Genomic DNA, 16,760 nt, shown 5'->3' with positions numbered 1-16,760 from the left:
GAATCAGTTGGTGATCCCCGAAGATTACCCCCGCGCCGCGACGGCTTCCATGGCTGTTTTCAAATCATGCACAAGCGTCTTCGCCATCGAGCGGAACACCATGATCTGAAACGCCTGCGGGCCGGTACGGGTCACCGAGGCCATCATGTGCTTGAGTTCCGTCCGAACGGTATGGCCGCGCTTGAAGACTGCCCCGCGCAAGTCCACCGGAACCAGCCGCGCCAGCACATCCTCTGCGCCCGCGCCGTCCAGCTTGACCACGGCCCAGGCATCGCCCTGGTCCGTCAGGGCGGCGTGCTTTGCCAGCCCGGCGTCGGGCGCAGGCCCCATCAGCAGCGCCACGTCCCGGCCGAACCAGACAGCCCGGCTGCCTGCCTTGCCGGTGGCGCGGTTTGCTGCCGGAAACGCCATTCCATGGGCCGCCTCCAGCGCTTGGCTCAGCGCCTGTTTCTGGCCGTCGAAGGGCGCCAAGGCCCACATCGCACCAGGCTGTTCCTCAGTCAGGCTCATACCGCCGATGGTTGCCGGCAGCAGCCCCTCACAGGGGCTTTTTGCAATCAAGTCAGCCACGGGCACGTTCTCCTTCCGGGTCAATGAACACAAGGGAAACGACCTCGCACAGGGTATCAACGCCGCGCATATGGTCGACCAGGCGCACGGTTTCACCGATCCGCTCCGGGCCCTCTTTCAGGAAAGCCAGTCCAATCGGATGCCCCAGCGCCGGCGAATAACCAGCGGAAGTAACATAGCCCTGGTCGTAAATCCGCTCGACCGGATCGCCCGGCGTGAACAGATGCGCACCTGCGGTGATTTCCTTGGCCGCACCCACAGGCTTGAGGCCCACCAGACGCATCCGGTCCTCGGCCACCAGGCCTTCGCGAGCGGACATCGCTTTGCCCAGGAAATCCTTCTTCTTGGACATCATACCCTGCAGGCCCAGGTCAAAGGCGGTCACGGTGCCGTTGATCTCGGCGTGGGTAATCAGGCCCTTCTCGATCCGCAGCACATTGAGCGCCTCCATTCCATAGGCCCCGCCGCCGATGGCTTCGGCCCGCTTCAGCAGCTCGCGGAACAGGGCCTCACCATAACGCGCGGGCACCGCGACTTCATAGGCATGCTCGCCCGAGAAGGAGATCCGGAACAGCCGTCCCTTGACACCCAGAACGGTTGCCTCGCCGCAGCCCATGAAGGGCCAGGTCTCGCCGTTCACATCCTCGTCCAAGAGCCCGTCGAGCAGCTCCTGCGACTTGGGACCGGCGACGGCAAACTGCGCCCATTGCTCGGTCACCGAGGTAAAGCGCACGTCCCATTCCGGGTGGAGAACCTGGGAAACGAACTCCATATGCGCCATCACCTGCCCTGCGGCAGCGGTGGTAGTGGTCATCACGAAATGGTTCTCGCCCAGCCGCGCGGTGGTGCCGTCGTCCATGACAAAGCCATCCTCGCGCAGCATCAGCCCATAGCGGACCTTGCCCACCTTCAGCGTGCTGAAGGTGTTGGTGTAGAGGAAGTCCAGGAACTTGCCCGCATCCGCACCCTGGATGTCGATCTTGCCCAGGGTGGAGACATCGCAGATCCCCACCGCATTGCGCACCAGGGTGACCTCGCGGTCGCAGGACTGGCGCCAATTGGTTTCGCCCGTCTTCGGGTAATAGGCCGCGCGGTACCACAGGCCGACCTCCAGCTGATGCGCCCCGCACGCCTCGCTCTCGGCGTGCGAGGTCAGAAAGCGCTGCGGCTTGAAGCCCTCGTCCGTGGCCCCTGCCCCCATCGCGCCGATGGACACCGGCACAAACGGCGGACGGAAGGTGGTGGTGCCGGTCTCCGGGATTGTCCGCCCGGTGGCATCCGCCAGCACCGCCAGCGCCGCCACGTTGGAATTCTTTCCCTGATCGGTCGCCATGCCTTGGGTGGTGTAGCGTTTCATGTGCTCGACAGAGCGGAAGTTCTCCACCGCCGCCTGCTTCACATCCTTCACGGTCACGTCGTTCTGGAAATCGAGCCAGGCGCGCCCCTTGCCCGGCACCGCCCAAAGCGCCGCGATGCGGTAGGGATCGTCCTCCGCCTCCGGCAGATCGGCGGCGGCGGTTTTCAGGCCGAGCGCCTCCAGCACCTTGCCAGCAGCCTCCGCACCTTCGCGCAATGCGCCTGCTGTGGAGAAGGTGCCGTTACAGGCCCCTGCGGCGACCATGCCCGGCACTGCGCCCTCGGCGGGCACAAAGGCCAGCGCCTCGCGGTTCCACGCAGGACGGCTGTTCAGATGGCAGGTCAGATGCACCGAAGGGTTCCAGCCGCCGGAAATCGCCAGGCAGTCGGTCTGGATCTTCTCCTCGCCCTTGACCGAGCGTACGGTGATGCTTTCGATCCGCTGACGGCCTGCGCTGTCGCAAACCTGCGCGCCGCGGATCACCTGATAGGGACCGCTGTCGGGCGCGTCATGGCGGCTGTCGATCACCGCCGCGATATGCACGCCCGCGTCATGCAAGTCTCGCGCGGTGCGGTGGGCCTGATCATTGTTGGCAAAGACGGTGACCCGCTCGCCCGGCGCCACGCCCCAGCGGTTCAGATAGGCACGCACGGCGCCCGCCATCATGATGCCGGGCCGGTCGTTGTTGCGGAACGCCACCGGACGCTCGATCGCGCCCGCCGCCAGCACCGCGTGCTTGGCGGCAATCCGCCAGAAGCATTCGCGCGGCAGATGGCTGCCCTTCAGCGAATGGCGGCGCGGCAAGTGGTGCGAGACCCGCTCCAGCGCGCCATAAGTGCCCTGGTCATAAGCGCCGGTGACGGCGGTGCGGGTCATCAGCCGCACATTGTCCATCGTCTCCAGCTCGGCCAGAACTTCGGCCGCCCACTCATGGCCCGGTTTGCCGCCGATCTCCTCGCGCTCCGCCAGCAGGCGGCCGCCCATGCGGCTGTCTTCTTCGGCCAGGATCACATCCGCTCCGGCCCTGCCTGCCTTCAGCGCCGCCATCAGACCCGCAGGTCCGGATCCGATCACCAGCACGTCGCAGAAGGCAAAGGCCTTCTCATACCGGTCCTGATCCGCCACGCCGGACAAGGCGCCCAGCCCCGCCGCATTGCGGATCAGCGGCTCATAGACCTTCTCCCAGAAGGCCGCGGGCCACATGAAGGTCTTGTAATAAAACCCCGCGCCAAAGAACGGCGCCGCCAGATCGTTCAACGCCATCACGTCGCGCTCGACCGAGGGCCAGCAATTCTGGCTGCGCGCCTCCAGCCCCTCGAATACCTCCTGCTGGGTCGCGCGCACATTCGGGTCCTGCTGGCCGCCGGTGCCGATCGTTACCAGCGCGTTCGGCTCCTCGCTGCCCGCGGTCAGCACCCCGCGCGGGCGGTGGTACTTGAACGACCGCCCCACCAGGTGCACATCATTGGCCAGCAGCGCTGAGGCCAGCGTATCACCCTCCAGCCCCATCATGTGGCGCCCGTTGAAGGCAAAGGTGACCGGCTTTGCGCCCTGGTTCAGTCCTTTTCCGGGAAGTCTCATTTTTCACCTCCCAGCCCGGCCCCGGAAGCCAGTTCAACAGCCAAAATCTCGTGGGTCGCGGTATCGCGGGTCACCTTCAGCCAGGAATTGCAGCCCATCTCGTGATACCAAAGCTCATCCAGCGGCCCGGCTGGGTTCTCACGCAGGTTCACATATTCATGCCAGGCATCCAGACCCGCGCCCTCCGCCGGACGTACCAGCGCGGCACCTTTGTAATAGAATTCGCGGCGGTCCCTTTCACCGCAGAGCGGACAGGTGATCCTCATGACCGGCGCCCCTTCATCTTTTTGAAAATACTCCCGCCGGAGGCAAACCCGGCGCGCTCCAAACGCTTAGTGCAGGTTATGCTGCGCACCGGTCCCCTCCTCGTCCATCAGGCCAATGCCGCTGCGGAAGCGGTCGAGCTTGAATTTCGTGGCCGCCCTATGCGGGCGGTCCGTGGCGATCAGATGCGCGTAAACGCTGCCCGAGCCCGGCGTCGCCTTGAACCCGCCGTAACACCAGCCGCAGTTCAGATAGAGGCCGTCGATCGGCGAATGGTCGATGATCGGGGAGCCGTCCGGGGTCATGTCCATGATGCCGCCCCAGCTGCGCAGTAGACGCGCCTTGCTGACCGCCGGCACCATTGCCACGAAACTCTCCATCGTGTGCTCCACCATCGGCAGGTTCCCCCGCGCCGCGTAGGAGCTGTAGAAATCCAGATAGCTGCCAAAGACCAGCCCGCCCTTGTCCGACTGGCTGATGTACAGATGCCCCTCGGCAAAGGTGATCACGTGGTCGACGATGGGCTTCAGCCCTTCGGAGACAAAGGCCTGCAGCACATGGCTTTCGATAGGCAGAGTAAGCCCCGCCATCGCCGCCACTTGGCCGGAACGGCCCGCCGCAGCCAGCGCCACTTTCTTGGCACGGATCGGGCCGCGCGCGGTCTGCACACCCACGACCTTGCCGTTTTCGACGTCAATGCCGGTCACTTCGCAGTTCTGGATCAGATCAACGCCGCGCATGTCAGCCCCGCGGGCATAACCCCAGGCCACCGCGTCATGCCGCGCGGTCCCGGCACGGCGCTGCATCAGCCCGCCCATGATCGGAAAGCGGTTGTTGTCGAAGTTGAGGAAAGGCGCCAACCCGCGCACCTGCTCACGGCTCAGCAGTTCCGCATCATCGCCCTGGTTGACGATGGAATTGCCACGGCGCACCGCCGCATCGCGCTGGCCGTCATTGTGGAACAGGTTGATGATACCGCGCTGTGACATCATCGCGTTGTAGTTCAGGTCCTGCTCCATGGTTTCCCACAGCTTCAGCGAATGGGAATAGAACTCGGAGTTGCCCGGCAGGTAATAGTTGGCCCGCACGATGGTGGTGTTGCGCCCCACGTTGCCGCCGCCCAGGTAGCCTTTCTCCAGCACCGCGACATTGGTGATGCCATGTTCCTTGGCCAGGTAATAGGCCGTTGCCAGCCCGTGGCCGCCGCCGCCAATGATCACCACGTCATATTCGGATTTGGGCTCAGGGTCCCGCCAATGGGGTGCCCACCCCTTGTTTCCGGTGAGCCCCTCCCGGAGCACACGCCAGCCCGAAAACCGCATGTCGTCCCTCCCCGTCAAATCACTTGTCCGCACCCGGAAAATTGCTGGCCCGGGCCTTGCGGCATTGCTACCTGCTTTCGCTTGCTGCTCCTAGCCCAAACGCTCGATTTGCGGCACATCAGCACGGCTCTGCTGGAAATCACATGAACTAATCACTTGTGTCTAGTATTAATTGCGACCGTTGATGACGTATATGGTGCCGACGGCAAAAAGAACGGGGCGGAGAGTTTCCCCTCCGCCCCGGTGCTGTTTATTGGCCTCGCGGTCCGCTCGTGCGGCCCGTCAAAGCCCCTTAGCGTGATAGCTCTTGGCGACTTTGTCGATCGACACCAGATAGGCGGCGGTGCGCAGGTCCGTCACATCATCGCGGCTGTGCCAGACTTCCCGCATCGACTGATAAGCCACCCGCATAGTGTCATCGAGGCCGGAACGCACCAGCTCCAGTTCGTCCGCGCCGCGCAGGTACTTGTCTTTGAAGTTCGGCGACATTGACCAGGTATCTCCCATCACGTCATCCAGCCGCTGCAGCTCGTCGATGACAAGCTGGTGGCGCGCTTCTTCCTGACGGCGCTGCATCCGCCCGAAGCGGATATGGCTGAGGTTCTTGACCCACTCGAAATAGGATACCGTCACACCGCCTGCGTTGGCATACATATCCGGGATGATCACCGTGCCCTTCTTGCGCAGGACCTCATCCGCGCCGGCGGTCACCGGGCCATTCGCGGCCTCGATGATCAGCGGTGCCTTGACGCGCTCGGCGTTTTCCAGGTTGATCACCCCTTCCAGCGCGGCTGGGATCAGAACGTCGCATTCTTCCTCCAGCAGCAGCGAGCCGTTCTCGACGAACTGCGCGTCGGGATAACCGGACACCCCATCGTGCTTGACGATCCAGTTGCGCACCGCCTCCACGTCCAGGCCGTCAGCGCTGTAAAGCCCGCCATCGCGCTCGATGATGCCGGTGATCAGCGCGCCATCTTCCTCGGCCAGGAACTTGGCCGCGTGAAAGCCCACGTTGCCCAGCCCCTGAACAATGATGCGTTTGCCGTCCAGCTTGCCCGACAGGCCGGCGGCAGCCTTGTCCTCTTCGTAGCGGAAGAACTCGCGCAGGGCATATTGCACCCCGCGCCCCGTCGCCTCGACCCGGCCCGAGATGCCGCCGGCATTCAACGGCTTGCCGGTGACACAGGCCTTGGCGTTGATGTCGGTAGTGTTCATCCGCGCGTACTGGTCTGCAATCCAGGCCATCTCGCGCTCGCCGGTGCCCATGTCGGGCGCGGGCACGTTCTGGGACGGGTTGATCAGGTCGCGCTTTGCCAGTTCATAGGCAAAACGGCGGGTGATCAGCTCCAGCTCATGCTCGTCATACTCGCGCGGGTCGATGCACAAGCCCCCCTTGGAGCCGCCGAACGGCGCCTCAACCAGGGCGCATTTGTAAGTCATCAGCGCCGCCAGCGCTTCGACCTCATCCTGGTTCACGCCGGTGGCATAGCGGATGCCGCCCTTCACGGGTTCCATATGTTCTGAATGGACCGAACGGTAGCCGGTAAAGGTATGCATGGCGCCGCGCAGGCGCACCCCGAACCGCACCGTGTAGGTCGCGTTGCAAACTCTTATCTTCTCCTCCAGCCCCGGCGGCAGATCCATCAGGGATACGGCCCGGTTAAACATCAGGTCCACGCTTTCGCGGAAGCTCGGCTCTGTGCGGCTGCTCATCTAAAAACTTCTCCGTGCTCAAACATCGACTCGCTGCCGATGGTGCCCTCACTCTATGCAGAGAAGATTAAGGAGTGCGACCTTTTTGACCATTCCCTGCCCAAAAGAATCGCATTTTAGCCAAAGGTTAACGATTCGCAGCTTGAAGCAGGGCCATTGTCCGCACCGCCGCGACAACGCGCCGAAACCGCGCAAGATTGAACCTCCAATCCATTACAATCTTTGCTATTTCGGCAAAATGGCGCCCCAATTCCGCCACCTTTACCAAGCATTAATAAGTGTAAATTCCGCTGCCAAAGCCGTGCTGACCTGTTCCAAAGCCGGCCGGGGTATCCTGGGGGTGTTTAGATGAGTATGCGTCACAAGAACTCAACAGCGCTGAGCAGTCCGCTCATGGTGCGCTGCCTTTCCAAGGTTCAAAGCTTCCTGCAAGAAGAGGACGGGGTGCTGGCAAAGCCAATGATCGGCACCTTCCTTGCCATGCTTGCGGTTGGCGGTATCGGGGTTGACCTGATGCGGATGGAGCGCGACCGCACCATTCTGCAATACACGCTGGACCGTGCCTCCCTCGCGGCCGCGGACCTGGACCAGACCAAGACGCCCGACGCGGTGGTCCTGGACTACCTCTCGAAATCCGGTCTGGAAGACTATTATCAGGCGCCCTGGTGGGAATCCGGCATCGGCTTCAAGAAGGTGCAAGCTACGATCGACACCTCCTTTCCCACCCATCTGCTGGGATTTGCAGGCATTGATGAAATGCCGCTTTATGCGACCTCGCGCGCGGAGGAGAGCATCGACGGGGTCGAAATCTCGCTGGTGCTCGACGTCTCCGGCTCCATGCGATCCAACAGCCGCCTGACCAACCTCAAGATCGCCGCCAAGGATTTTATCGACACCATGGTGGCCAACACCACCGACGGCAAGATGTCGATCTCCATCGTTCCTTACGCCACCCAAGTCTCGCTGCCAGAGGAGCTTTACGAGCAGTACAACATCTCGACTCCCGGCGACACGATCTACTCGCGCTGTGTCAATTTCTCCGCTTCGGATTTCCAGACGGCGTCTCTGTCACTGACGGCACAACTGGAAGGCACCATGCACTTCACGCCTTGGGACAGCAGAACCCGGGACAACCGCACATATTACAACCCATCCCGGTTGATAAACACACCGGTTTGCGAGGATGATCCTCGCCGAGAGATTCTGCCGTTCCAAAAAGATGCGGCCACGCTCAAAGCTTACATCGAGGATTTTGAAGCGGGAGGAAACACCTCTATCGATATCGGCATGAAATGGGGTACTGCCTTGCTCGACCCCTCTGCTCGCCCGGCGATCAACGCCCTGACAACCGGCGCAGGCGCAACAGTGCCCGATGACTTTTCGGCCCGCCCGTCGGAGTATACCGACGCAGATACGGTCAAGGTCATTGTGCTGATGACTGACGGGCAGAACACCTCGCAGTATTATGTCGAAAGCGATCATCGTGAAGGTGATTCCAATGTCTGGTTTGATGCCGCGTCGGAGCGTTACTCGACCCTCAATCCTTCCACCGGAAAGTATTACTGGCACGACGTGTCGAGCTATTGGAAGAATGAACCCTACGGCGACAACCCGCAAAGGCTGAGCTATTCTGACCTCTTTGCCTACACCTCCCTAAAGTATCTGTATTACAGCCTTTACGGCGATTGGATGAACTCCGCCAAGTCCACCTGGTACTACGGCGTCTACGACTACTACGGCAACTCCACCAAGAATGCCCGTACCGCCAGCATCTGCCAGGCGGCCAAGGACCAGGGCATTGTCGTCTACACCATCGGCTTTGAGGCGCCCTCCAACGGGGTGGCGGTGCTGCAGGACTGCGCCAGCTCCGACTCCCACTACTTCGACGTGGACGGGCTGGAAATCGCCGACGCCTTCGCCTCGATTGCAACCTCCATCCGCCAGCTGAGGCTGACCCAATGATCCGACGCACCGCACAAAGCCTGCGCCGCTTCCGGGCGTGCGAAGATGGCAACGCCACCGTGGAATTCGCCATCGTCATCCCGGCCTTCATCATGATCCTGATGTCAACGGTAGAGCTGGGCCTCATCAACCTGCGCCATTCGCAGCTGGAACGCGCGCTGGACCAGACGGTCCGCGACATCCGCCTGAACACCGGCGCCAACAAAAGCCACGCGCAGGTTCGCGACGAGATCTGCGATCTTTCGGGGTTCATAGAAAACTGCGCCACATCGCTCCGGCTGGAGATGGTGCAAGTGGACCCTTTCAACTGGTCACCGGTCGACCCGGATCCGGACTGTGTGAACAGCATCGAAGATCCCAAACCTGTGCGCACATTTGAACACGGCAAATCGAACGAGCTGATGCTGGTCCGCGCCTGCATGAAATTCAACCCGGTCTTCCCGACCTGGGGTTTGGGCGAAAGCCTGTACAAGGACGGCGACGGCCGGATCAGCCTGATCGCAACCTCCGCATTTGTTCAGGAACCGAGGTAAGACGCTATGCTGACAGCCCTGACACGGAAAATACCCGGAACCGCCCTGCCCCGCCGCCTGCGCACTTTCCTGCGCAGCACGGAAGGCAATGTCTCGGTCGAGTTTGTCTTTTACGCGCCCCTGCTTCTGGGCCTGTTCGCCGCCATCTACACTTTCTTTGACGCCTTCCGCCGCGACGGTGTCAACCTCAAGGCGGCCTACACCGTTTCCGACCTGATCTCGCGCGAGACCACCGCGATCAACGACGCCTACCTCGACAGTATGTACGAGATGACCAAGCTGCTGATCCGGCAGGATTCTCAGCTGGGCCTGCGGGTTTCCGTGGTGCGCTGGGACGATGGCGATGACAAGTATTATGTGGACTGGTCAGAGGTGCGCGGCACCGCCAACACCACCTGGACAGACGCCACCATCAACACGGTATCTGCCAAGCTGCCGGACATGCCGGATCAGGAGCGGGTCATTCTGGTCGAGACTTTCAACGAGATGGACCCCGCTTTCAATATCGGCCTGCCGACGCTGAACCTCGACAACTTCATCTTTACCCGGCCGCGCTTCGCGCCCCTGGTTGCCTTCGAAGGCAGCGCAACAGGCACCGGCAGCCATGATGATGGCGGCGAAGGCACCGACTGAGCCAGCCTGCGTTTACTGCCCGCGCTGCACCAGCATCGCGGCCAGTATTTCCGACATCGCCTTGCCCTGCGATCCGGGCGTCACACCGCCAATGCCGATCCGGCGGCCGGACCGCCACCACAGCCCTGGCATCCAGGTTCTGTCTCCGGGCGTGCCGGTGCGGATCAGAAAGCCGTTTGACGGCTTGAAGGCAAAGAAACCGCGGTCGATGGCTTCGATATCCTCCACCCTTGCGATCACCTGCCCGTCAGAGCAGCGCAGCTCCTCGGCGGTCAGCTCGATCCGGTGCACCGTGGCCTGCCACATCCGCACCGCCAGCCACAGCGCCGCAGCCCCCACCGCAAGCAGGAACACCAGCCAGGCCGGCGACGGCGGCGCGTAAAAAGCCACATAGACCAGCAGAGCGCCGGTCAGGCCCAGCATCGCTGTTCCCATCACCCGCCGCGCTCCGGAAGCCTCGATTGTGGCCAGGATCTCGTTGCTCATCAGCTGCTCCCCTTACTGCTCCGCCGGGCATAAACCGGATTTGCAAAAGAAAACAGCCCCCGCCAAAGCAGGGGCTGAATGCGTCGCGCCTGTGCGGACTATTCCGCCGCAGCGCGGCGCACGGACACCTCATAGCCGGGCTCTTCCGGCTCATCGTCGATCAGCTCCTGCGGAAAGCCCGGCGCAGTGACCGACAGGCCGGTGGCCTCCTCCAGACGCTCGATCATCCGGTCGGACTGCGCCCGCTCGCCATAGCGGCGCTGGCCGTCCTTCATCATCTCGATCATCAGCGGCGACAGCTCCAATGGCACATTGTGGCGGTCGGCCAGGGTCTGGAACAACCCGATGTCCTTCATCACCAGATCCATGGTGAAGTTCACATCGCGAGAGCCGGACAGGATCAGCTGGCTTTCGGTCTCATGTGCAAAGGACGTGCCCGAGGACATCGAGATTGCCTCGAACGTCATGCCCAGGTCCATGCCGCAGGCCTTCATCACCGTCAGCGCTTCCATGACCGCGAGCAGGTTCAAGTTGGCCAGGTAGTTGGTCATCACCTTCAGGGTCGAGGAATTCCCGATCTCACCCACATGCAGGATGCGGCGGCCCATGGTGGTCAGGATCGGCAGGATCCGGTCGAAAGTCTCGCGCTCGCAGCCCGCATAGATCGAGATATTGCCGGTGTCGGCACGGTGGCAGCCGCCAGAGACCGGGCAGTCGACCGGCTCACCGCCGCGCTCAACGATAAGGGCGCCCAAGCGTTTCACCTCCTCCACGTCGGTGGTGGACATCTCCATCCAGATCTTGCCGGGCTGCACATGCGGCAGCATTTCTGTGACCACCGCATCCGAGGCCGCCGGGCTTGGAAGGCAGGTGATCACCGCATCGCAGTCCTGCATCATCTGCGCCGGGCTGCCGCCCGCCTTGGCGCCCCGCGCCACGAACGTCTCAACCAGCGCCGCATCCAGATCATGCACGGCCACGTCCAGTCCGTTGCGCACCAGGCTGCCGGCCAGCTTGCCGCCGACGTTGCCGAGGCCGATAAAGCCGATCTTCATTTCCGTTTTCATGTCCTGCTTCTCCTCCCCGGGGTATCACATGCGATATGGCTAGCTTGACCCCGGTCAAAACAAAAACGAATAATAACGCGGTCTGACCCCAAGAATTTTTGCAACGCAAATGTCCGATCTGCCCAATCTCGTCTGGCTGCGCGCCTTTGAGGCCGCCGCCCGCCTGCAAAGCTTCACCGCCGCCGCCGAGGAGCTGGGCCTGACCCAGGCCGCGGTCAGCCACCAGGTGCGCAGCCTGGAGAAAAGCTTTGGCATCACCCTGTTCCTGCGCCGGTCGCGGCATCTGGAGCTGACCCAGCTGGGCCACGCCTACTACCCTTCGGTGGCGCAGGCGCTGACCGATATCGCCTATTCCACCCGTGGTCTGCTGGGCCATGCCCAGACCCGGACCGTGACCCTGCGGGCGCCGGTTTCCACCGCGGTGCTGTGGGTGGCGCCGCGGCTGGGGGCGTTTCACAGCGCCCACCCGCATATCCGCATCCGGCTGATTTCCGCGGTCTGGGCTGACAGCACCCAGGACGAGGATGTGGACATTGACCTGCGGCTTGGCCCTTCCGGCTGGTTCGACCGCCGTGCGCATCTGCTCTCCACCGAAAGCGTGATTCCGGTCGCGCAGCCGCAGCTGGCAGAGCAGCTGCAGTCGGTGGATCAGCTTTTTGACCAGACCTTGATCCACATCCACGGCTACCAGGACCACTGGCTGCGGCTGTCGGAGCAGGACGGCGTGCCGCTCAAGGACCGCAGCGCGCCGCTCTATGTCGACACCTCGCTGGCGGCGATCGAACTGGCGGCATCCGGCGCCGGCGTCGCCATGCTGATGCGCCGCTACGCGGAGCTGCCGCTGTCGCAAGGCCGTCTGGCGCAGGTTTTGGACGCGGAAATCCCAATGGGTCAGGGCCACTATCTGATGCCCGCCGCCGGGGAGGCCCCGAACAGCGCCGAGACCGCCCTGGTGCGCGACTGGATCGTGTCCCTATTCGCCTGAGGCACCAGGCGGCCCTTGCCGGGTCCGGGATTGGCGGCTAGCGTCCGTCCATGCCCTGGCCCCAGAACACCCCGCCCCAGCGCGACGGCGATGCCGCCGCAGGCATCGACGTCACCGATGAATTCGAGCGGTTCTCGCAGCGCAACGACATCTTCACGCGCGCCTTTTGGGATGAGCGGGTGAATTCCAAACACACCGCCAAGTTCTTCGCCTCCTACCGGATGGAGGCTGCCCCGCGCCGCGGGGATGGCTTCGCCCAGCGCGACTTTGCCCTGCGCAACGCGGCCTGGCTGATATCCGACGTGGTCTCCTCCCGCCGGGCGCATGAGGGCATCCGCGAGGGATTCCAGGCCGCCATCCGCCCCGACACGCCAGTCGCCAAGGAGGCGCTGGAGATAAGCGACCCGGCCAAGATGTCCGCCGAGGTGAAACGCATCGCCAGGTTCTTTGGCGCCGGTCTCTGCGGCATCACCGATCTGGACGAACGCTGGCTCTATACCGCGCGCGTCGATGCCCGCGACATGTCCGAGGCGCCGGACGATCTGCCCGAGGGGCTGACCAGCGTGATTGTGCTGGGCCATGAAATGGACAAGGACCTGGTGGCCACCTACCCCTCCGCGCTGGCAGGCGCCGCGACGGGGCGGGAATACAGCCACGAGGCCTCCATCGTGATGCAGCTGGCCGCCTATATCCGCAACCTGGGATATGAGGCGGTACCGTCGATGAACGACACCGGCCTGGTGATCCCCTATGCGGTCAAGGCGGGCTTGGGCGAATACGCCCGCAACCAGATGGTCATCACCCCGGAATTCGGGCCGCGCCTCAGGTTCTCCAAGATCTTCACCAATCTGCCGCTGGCCCATGACGTGCCGCAGCCGCTGGGGGTGAAGGCTTTCTGCGATATCTGCACCAAATGCGCCGATGCCTGTCCGGTGAAGGCGCTGCCCTACGGGCCGCCCTCCACCGAAACCGCAAATGTCTCGGCCATCAAGGGGGTCAGGAAATGGACTTCGGATGCCGAAAAGTGCTTTTCCTTCTGGGCCAGGATGGCTTCTGACTGCGCCATCTGCATGCGGGTCTGCCCGTTCAACCGCGACTATTCCAAACGCCGCAACCGGCTGTGGCTGAAGCTGGCGCTTGGCCCGCTGCGCAAACTGGCGCTGCGGCTGGCCGCCAAACATGGCGCGCGGCGCAAACCCGCTGATTGGTGGGCCGCGTCTTCTCCCGGTCAGCACTGACAAGCGCGAGGGCTCCCGCCCGTCCTTGCTGCCTGCGGCACCGCGTCCCGTTGGGCCGGGCAGCCCTGCGGGCTGCGCGGGAGGCGATTGTTCACCTGCGCACAGCCCCCGTGTCCGGCAACAGGTTTCAGGGTAGTGGCGCACACCCTATCTTAGCCTCAGTCAACGTATACAGGAGGCATTGAGATGTCCCTCAGACCCATTCTCGAAACCCGCCCCGCCCAGCCCCATACCGAGGGCGCCGGCGTCAAGCTGCACCGCGCCTTCGGCTTTCAAGACCCGTCGGAGCTGGACCCGTTCCTGCTGTTCGACGACTTCCGCAACGAAAACCCGGAGGACTACCTGCGCGGCTTCCCCTGGCACCCGCACCGCGGCATCGAGACCATCACCTACGTGCTGGCAGGCACGGTCGAGCACGGCGACTCGCTGGGCAACGAGGGCACCCTTGGCGCGGGCGACGTGCAATGGATGACCGCAGGCTCGGGCATCCTGCACCAGGAGATGCCTTCGGGCAACGCCAAGGGCCAGATGCACGGCTTCCAGCTGTGGGGCAACCTGCCCGCCAGCCAGAAGATGACCGCGCCGCGCTATCAGGACGTGAAGGGTGCCGACATTCCCGAGATCATCGACGATGACGGCACCCGCGTGAAGGTGATTGCCGGCGATTTCTGGGGCAAGCGCGGCCTGGTGGACGGCATTGCCGCCGACCCGCAGTACCTGGATGTTTACGTCCCGGCGGGCGTCAGGAAGACTCTGCCAATCGACACCTACCGCCGGGCGTTCGCCTATGTGTTCGAAGGCGAGGCCGCCTTTGCCGATGCCTCAGCCCCGCAAGGGGTGCTGCTAGAGAAGGAGGTCGCAGGCCAGGAGGTCAACATTCGCGACCTGTCCGGCGACCGCACCTTGATCCGCTTTGGCACCGGCGACGAAATCACCGTGCAGGCAGGCCCCGAAGGCGTGCGCTTCCTGCTGATCTCCGGCGCGCCGATCAATGAGCCGGTCGCCTGGCACGGGCCGATCGTGATGAACACCCAGGCCGAATTGCACCAGGCCTTCCGCGACCTGCGCAACGGGACTTTCATAAAGCCCGCGCACTGACCGGGAAAACCGGTGCCCGCTTTTCCCGGTGCGCGGCGCAGTCCCGCGCACAGGCCGGCTGCGGCCCGCCAATGGGACCGCTGATGTGATATACTCCCCCCGTCCAACGACCAGATGGGGGGAGAGATGATTATCCGGGTGTTCCGTGCCACCGTCCGCGACGACAAGATCCTCGACTTCAAGGATTTCCTCACCAACACCGCCGTGCCGCACGTGCGCCGCCAGCCGGGGCTGGTTTCGGTCACGGCCGGCCTGCCGCGTCCGGATTCGCCATCCACCTTCTGCGTGGTGATGGTGTGGGAGAGCATCGACGCGCTGCAGGCCTTTGCCGGCGAGGACTGGGAGCAGCCGCATGTGCTGCCGGAGGAGGACCCGATGGTGCTGAGCCGCCAGATCGACCACTACGACATGATCGGCCTGCTGAGCTGACAGGCTGCCCCCGCGGGCCTCAGCCGTCCGCGCACCATCTGTAGACGGTCTCCTCGCCCGCAGGCTGGGGCGTGAACCCTGCCTTTTCCAGCACCCGGGCCGAGGCCGCGTTCTCCTGCATGACACCGCCGCTCAGGCAAATGCCGCTGCCGCTGAAATGCGCCTGCAAGCCGCTGATCAGTTCGCTCGCCAGCCCCTGGCCCCAGGCGGGTTCGGCCAACAGATAGCCAAGGTTGCGGGTTTTGCTGCCGTCTTCCGGATAAGACAGGATCAGCAGCCCGATGCCCTGCCCCTCCGCCTTGCGCAAGCCAGCAACTTCAGCCTGCTGTGCGACCGCCGCCAGGAATTCCCGCCGGGCCTGATCGCTGTTCTGCGCCTGGAAGCCCTCCGGCAGCCATTGCACTACCTTCGGCGCAAACAGCTCAGCCAGTTCCGCCGCTGTCAGATCCTGCCAGCGCACCGCACGCAGGCGGCTGGTTTGCAGCTCCAGCAGGCTCATGCGCTGACCGCCTTTTGCACCATGCCCCAATAGACCCGCTCCACCTCATCCAGCGAGAGCCGCCCTTCGGACCGGTACCAGGTGTTGACCCCGTTCAGCATCGCAATCACCGCAAGCGTTGCGATCTTGGTGTCGGGGATGGCGAAAACCCCCTGCTCCACACCTTCCTTCAGGATCCCCTCCACCCCGTTCTCATAATCGCGGCGCAGCGATTCGATGACGGTGAAATTCTCCTCCGTCAGGTTGCGCAGCTCCATGTAAGCGATGAACACCGCATCCGGGCGCTCCAGGTGAAAGCGGATGTGGAACCCGGTGAAGGCCCGCAGCCGCTCCATCGCCCCCGCCGCCCGCGGCACCGCGTCCCAGGCTGCCTGCAGCTCTTCCATATGGCTGGACATCAGGCTGAACAGCAGGCTCTGCTTGTCCGGCGTGTAATTGTACAGCGCCCCGGCCTGTACCCCGACCTCCTTGGCGATCTGGCGCATCGACACGGCAGCATAGCCGTGCTGGGCAAACAGCCGCAAAGCCGCCTCGCGGATGCGGGGGCCGGTGATATCGGAATGGGAACCTTGGGTGCGTGCCATGCCGGGAACAATAACTGAACAAGTGTTCATATAAAAGAGCGAATGCAGCCGCCGTCTTCTGTAACCGCAGCGGCCGGCAAAACCAACGCCCCGCTGCGGCGGGAAATCAATTGTACCGGCGCGCCGGAGCCCCTAGAACCGGCAGAGCGGAACAAGGGGTTTAGGCAATGCAGACTTGGGCGCGGATCACTTTCCTCCTGGCTTTGACGGGCGCTGCCGCCTGCACCCGGGTGCCCGAGCTGGAAGACCGGCTGACCCCGGACCTGCGCGGCGCCGGCTACCCCAAGCTTCTGCCGCTGGATAACGCGCTGGAGCCGCTGGACCCGCCGCAGCAGGCCGGCGAAGAACTGCAGCAGGAGCTCGACGCCCGCAGCGCCCGGCTGCAGCGCCGGGCTGAGGCCGTAAAAAACGCCGAATTCTGACCGCTTCCCGGCATTCC

The 16,760-nt window shown here is 63.6% G+C and carries 17 protein-coding genes; 8 read left to right on the top strand and 9 right to left on the bottom strand.

From position 1 onward, the window contains the following. Positions 1 to 24 precede the first annotated feature (24 nt). From AC4HIX_RS11000 to AC4HIX_RS10980, 5 genes are all read right to left on the bottom strand, one after another. A complete protein-coding gene (locus tag AC4HIX_RS11000) occupies positions 25 to 570 on the bottom strand; it encodes a sarcosine oxidase subunit gamma (RefSeq protein WP_490399016.1) in 546 nt (181 codons plus the stop codon). Next, positions 563 to 3,508, bottom strand: coding sequence for a sarcosine oxidase subunit alpha family protein (locus AC4HIX_RS10995; RefSeq protein WP_490399015.1), 2,946 nt, complete (start codon positions 3,506 to 3,508; stop codon positions 563 to 565). Before AC4HIX_RS10995 ends, AC4HIX_RS11000 begins: the two co-directional genes overlap by 8 nt. Then, on the bottom strand, positions 3,505 to 3,774 hold the full coding sequence (locus AC4HIX_RS10990) for a sarcosine oxidase subunit delta (RefSeq protein WP_490399014.1): 270 nt from the start codon (positions 3,772 to 3,774) through the stop codon (positions 3,505 to 3,507). The genes AC4HIX_RS10995 and AC4HIX_RS10990 overlap by 4 nt, the downstream gene beginning before the upstream one ends. 66 nt (positions 3,775 to 3,840) lie before the next feature. Continuing rightward, positions 3,841 to 5,094 (bottom strand): sarcosine oxidase subunit beta family protein, encoded by a 1,254-nt coding sequence (locus AC4HIX_RS10985; RefSeq protein ID WP_490399013.1) that lies wholly within the window; start codon positions 5,092 to 5,094, stop codon positions 3,841 to 3,843. A 282-nt stretch (positions 5,095 to 5,376) separates the two neighbouring features. Further along, positions 5,377 to 6,807, bottom strand: coding sequence for a Glu/Leu/Phe/Val family dehydrogenase (locus AC4HIX_RS10980; RefSeq protein ID WP_490399012.1), 1,431 nt, complete (start codon positions 6,805 to 6,807; stop codon positions 5,377 to 5,379). A gap of 348 nt (positions 6,808 to 7,155) precedes the next feature. On the opposite strand from AC4HIX_RS10980, the gene AC4HIX_RS10975 reads away from it, so the two are divergent. The 3 genes from AC4HIX_RS10975 to AC4HIX_RS10965 are packed head-to-tail and all read left to right on the top strand — an operon-like array spanning position 7,156 to position 9,935. Continuing rightward, positions 7,156 to 8,769 (top strand): pilus assembly protein TadG-related protein, encoded by a 1,614-nt coding sequence (locus tag AC4HIX_RS10975; RefSeq protein WP_490399011.1) that lies wholly within the window; start codon positions 7,156 to 7,158, stop codon positions 8,767 to 8,769. Beyond that, positions 8,766 to 9,302 (top strand): TadE/TadG family type IV pilus assembly protein, encoded by a 537-nt coding sequence (locus AC4HIX_RS10970; RefSeq protein WP_490399010.1) that lies wholly within the window; start codon positions 8,766 to 8,768, stop codon positions 9,300 to 9,302. The genes AC4HIX_RS10975 and AC4HIX_RS10970 overlap by 4 nt, the downstream gene beginning before the upstream one ends. 6 nt (positions 9,303 to 9,308) lie before the next feature. Further along, a complete protein-coding gene (locus AC4HIX_RS10965) occupies positions 9,309 to 9,935 on the top strand; it encodes a TadE/TadG family type IV pilus assembly protein (RefSeq protein ID WP_475046680.1) in 627 nt (208 codons plus the stop codon). Positions 9,936 to 9,947: 12 nt separating this feature from the next. On the opposite strand, the gene AC4HIX_RS10960 is transcribed toward AC4HIX_RS10965, so the two are convergent. Beyond that, the gene (locus AC4HIX_RS10960) at positions 9,948 to 10,421 is read right to left on the bottom strand and encodes a hypothetical protein (RefSeq protein ID WP_490399009.1); all 474 of its coding nucleotides are present in this window, start codon (positions 10,419 to 10,421) and stop codon (positions 9,948 to 9,950) included. Between the two features lie 98 nt (positions 10,422 to 10,519). Further along, positions 10,520 to 11,476, bottom strand: a complete 957-nt coding sequence (locus AC4HIX_RS10955) for an NAD(P)-dependent oxidoreductase (RefSeq protein ID WP_475052988.1) — start codon at positions 11,474 to 11,476, stop codon at positions 10,520 to 10,522. Positions 11,477 to 11,597: 121 nt separating this feature from the next. On the opposite strand from AC4HIX_RS10955, the gene AC4HIX_RS10950 reads away from it, so the two are divergent. From AC4HIX_RS10950 to AC4HIX_RS10935, 4 genes are all read left to right on the top strand, one after another. Next, positions 11,598 to 12,473, top strand: a complete 876-nt coding sequence (locus AC4HIX_RS10950; RefSeq protein WP_475046682.1) for a LysR substrate-binding domain-containing protein — start codon at positions 11,598 to 11,600, stop codon at positions 12,471 to 12,473. A 50-nt stretch (positions 12,474 to 12,523) separates the two neighbouring features. Next, on the top strand, positions 12,524 to 13,711 hold the full coding sequence (locus AC4HIX_RS10945) for a 4Fe-4S double cluster binding domain-containing protein (protein ID WP_490399008.1): 1,188 nt from the start codon (positions 12,524 to 12,526) through the stop codon (positions 13,709 to 13,711). Between the two features lie 186 nt (positions 13,712 to 13,897). Continuing rightward, entirely contained in the window at positions 13,898 to 14,809 is a 912-nt protein-coding gene (locus AC4HIX_RS10940) for a pirin family protein (RefSeq protein WP_490399007.1), read from the top strand. A 126-nt stretch (positions 14,810 to 14,935) separates the two neighbouring features. Beyond that, positions 14,936 to 15,238 (top strand): antibiotic biosynthesis monooxygenase family protein, encoded by a 303-nt coding sequence (locus tag AC4HIX_RS10935; RefSeq protein WP_475046687.1) that lies wholly within the window; start codon positions 14,936 to 14,938, stop codon positions 15,236 to 15,238. 19 nt (positions 15,239 to 15,257) lie between these two features. Here AC4HIX_RS10935 and AC4HIX_RS10930 read toward each other — a convergent pair whose 3' ends face one another. Continuing rightward, positions 15,258 to 15,737 (bottom strand): GNAT family N-acetyltransferase, encoded by a 480-nt coding sequence (locus AC4HIX_RS10930; RefSeq protein WP_490399006.1) that lies wholly within the window; start codon positions 15,735 to 15,737, stop codon positions 15,258 to 15,260. Further along, positions 15,734 to 16,321 (bottom strand): TetR/AcrR family transcriptional regulator, encoded by a 588-nt coding sequence (locus AC4HIX_RS10925; RefSeq protein WP_490399005.1) that lies wholly within the window; start codon positions 16,319 to 16,321, stop codon positions 15,734 to 15,736. The genes AC4HIX_RS10930 and AC4HIX_RS10925 overlap by 4 nt, the downstream gene beginning before the upstream one ends. 167 nt (positions 16,322 to 16,488) lie before the next feature. On the opposite strand from AC4HIX_RS10925, the gene AC4HIX_RS10920 reads away from it, so the two are divergent. Continuing rightward, a complete protein-coding gene (locus tag AC4HIX_RS10920) occupies positions 16,489 to 16,743 on the top strand; it encodes a hypothetical protein (protein ID WP_475046693.1) in 255 nt (84 codons plus the stop codon). The last annotated feature ends 17 nt before the right edge of the window (positions 16,744 to 16,760 follow it).

The organism is Leisingera sp. (assembly GCF_982940295.1).
The sequence above is the reverse complement of the archived record's forward strand: the minus strand, read 5'-3'. Positions and strand labels throughout refer to the sequence as shown.